Source organism: Phenylobacterium sp. (genome assembly GCF_031360265.1).
Classification (GTDB): Bacteria; Pseudomonadota; Alphaproteobacteria; order Caulobacterales; family Caulobacteraceae; genus Phenylobacterium.
In genome coordinates, this window is the sequence record NZ_JANMBF010000128.1 from 1 (window position 1) to 2,348 (window position 2,348).

General features: G+C 68.1%; 2 protein-coding genes and 1 pseudogene. All 3 read left to right on the forward strand.

Annotation, left to right across the window (positions count from 1 at the left end):
* Positions 1–128 (forward strand): annotated as a pseudogene (gene tuf / locus RMN86_RS11690) (elongation factor Tu); the annotation flags it as partial.
* Positions 129–283: 155 nt separating this feature from the next.
* On the forward strand, positions 284–1,126 hold the full coding sequence (locus RMN86_RS11695; protein WP_309606015.1) for a hypothetical protein: 843 nt from the start codon (positions 284–286) through the stop codon (positions 1,124–1,126).
* A 49-nt stretch (positions 1,127–1,175) separates the two neighbouring features.
* Positions 1,176–2,006 (forward strand): GIN domain-containing protein, encoded by an 831-nt coding sequence (locus tag RMN86_RS11700; RefSeq protein ID WP_309606016.1) that lies wholly within the window; start codon positions 1,176–1,178, stop codon positions 2,004–2,006.
* Positions 2,007–2,348 lie beyond the last annotated feature (342 nt).

The window sequence follows — 2,348 nt, forward strand, 5'->3', positions numbered from 1 at the left end:
CCGGCGACAACACCGAGCTGACGGTGGAACTGATCACCCCGATCGCCATGGACACCGGCCTGCGCTTCGCCATCCGCGAAGGCGGCCGCACGGTCGGATCCGGCGTAGTGAGCAAGATCCTTAAGTAGGGCCGGACGCCCGCAAGGATCGAACAACAGGCCGTCGGGGCGACCCGGCGGCCATTCTGTTTCCCCCTGACTCGAAAGTCATGACCGCGAATTAAGCTGCTTCCGCGACTGCGTGCGGATAGCGTCCGGCAGGATTTGGCTGGGGAGACAACGCCATGCGACTTGCGCTTTCGCTCATCGCCACGGCTGCGGTGCTCGCTGCCGCTAGCGCGTCGGACGCGGCGCCCGCGGGTGCGTCCATAGAGATCCGCGATGCGGTGGCCCGTGTCACGGTGATCCCGGAGGACCGCGCCGACGTGAAGGTCGAGTTCGTCACCACCAACGCCGCCCTGCCGCTGAAGGTGACCACCTCCGGGGCCCTGACGACCATCGACGGCGGGCTCGCCCATCGCATTTTCAGCTGCCACGGTCGTGAACAACATCCGCAGACGCGCGTGCGCGGTGTCGGCGCGGTTGACTACAAGGACATGCCCCAGGTGGTGATCCGCACGCCCAGGGCCGTCGTGGTCGAGGCTGGCGGAGCGGTGTTCGGCGCCATCGGCCGATCGGCAAGCCTCGACCTTCGAGATTCGGGGTGCAGCGCCTGGACCATTGCCGACGTGGCCGGAGACGTCACCTTGCGTGAATCCGGGGCAGGCGATGTGCGGATGGGGTCGGCGGGCCGCCTCACCGTCCACCTTTCCGGAGCCGGCGCCGTGCGCGCGACCCAGGTTCGCCAGGGCCTGGACGCCATCCTGTCCGGCGCGGGCGGCATGACGGTGGGCGAGCTGTCCGGCGCCTTGCAGGCCCACGTCTCGGGCGTCGGCAAGATCAATGTGCTCGGCGGACATGCCGGCGCGGTCCGGGCTTCGGTGTCCGGTCTCGGCTCGATCGGATTCGGCGGCCAGGCCGAAAGTCTTGACGCCTCGATCTCCGGAATTGGCGATATCCGCGTGAAGCAGGTGACTGGCCAGGTCATCAAGTCCATCTCCGGCGGCGGCCACGTCACGATCGGCTGAGTCTGACCTGCGCGACCCAAGTCCAGAGACCCCAAGACAGGAACCTCAGATGCGAGAACTCTTCAGGCTCGGCGCCATTGCGGTGATGCTCCTCAGCGGCGGCGCCGCCCGCGCGGCCTCCGTGGAGATCAAGGACGCGGTGGCCCGTGTCACGGTGATTCCCGAGCGCCGGAGCGACGTCAAGGTCGAGGTCATCGCCACCCACCCTGGCCTACCGATCGACGTCAGGATTCTTGGCGGTCGGACCATCGTCAACGGTCGGCTGGGCCAGCGCATCCGCGGCTGCCACGGCTCCGGCGACGCCGTCAGCGTGCGTGTCCGCAAGGTCGGCGACGTCGCCTGGCGCGACATGCCCCAGGTGGTCATCCGCACCCCCGTCGATGTCGACGTCGATGCCGGCGGCGCCGTCTGGGGCTCCGTGGGCAGGGCCGACAGTGTCCGGCTGGGCAACGCCGGCTGCGGTGACTGGACCGTCGCCAACGTGGGCGGGAAGATGGCCATCAGCCAGGCGGGTTCGGGCGCCACCCGGGCTGGCTCGGCCGGTGCGGCCAAGATTCGCGTCGCGGGGTCGGGCAATACCGTGATCGGCGACGTTCGCGGGCCGCTGGAGATCGATATCGCGGGCTCGGGCGACGTTACGGCAGCCTCGGTCAACGGGGCGTTCAAGGTCCATGCGGCCGGTTCCGGCGACGTCAGGGTCGCCGCCGGCCACGCCGCCGCCATGGCCGTCACTCTGGCCGGCTCGGGAAATGTCGACTTCGGTGGCGATGCGGACAGTCTGAAGGCCACCATCGCCGGCTCAGGCGATGTCCGGGTCCGGGCGGTGAAGGGCGCGGTTTCCAAGTTCGTCATGGGATCCGGCAAGGTGCTGATCCGCTGACCGGGCCAGCATGCCCGATTGCCCGATCCGTCGCCGCGCCGGCCTTGACGCGGGCGAGTCGAGCCGGTAGTAACGCGCCTCCTGTTGGACCGGCTGTGACTTTCGGGTCAGACGCGGTCCGCGGAACGGGTTGGGACAGTGCCTTCGTCGGCGTCCTGGCAGAGGCCCTCGCGGGTATCGCGCGGGCCTAAGTCGTTTTTGCGGACTTACGCGTACGCGCTCTCTTCGGAGAGTTCGGGTTGGTCTTTGAAATGGTCGAGATCACGCGGACGGTTCGTCGTCTGTAGGGAACGAAAAGAGCGATATGGATCGTCAGAACATCCGCATCCGCCTCAAGGCGTT

Excerpts from the sequence above, each read along its gene's own strand:
- RMN86_RS11695 (WP_309606015.1), top strand. The coding sequence starts at position 284 with ATGCGACTTGCGCTTTCGCTCATCGCCACGGCTGCGGTGCTCGCTGCC.
- RMN86_RS11700 (WP_309606016.1), top strand. The coding sequence starts at position 1,176 with ATGCGAGAACTCTTCAGGCTCGGCGCCATTGCGGTGATGCTCCTCAGC.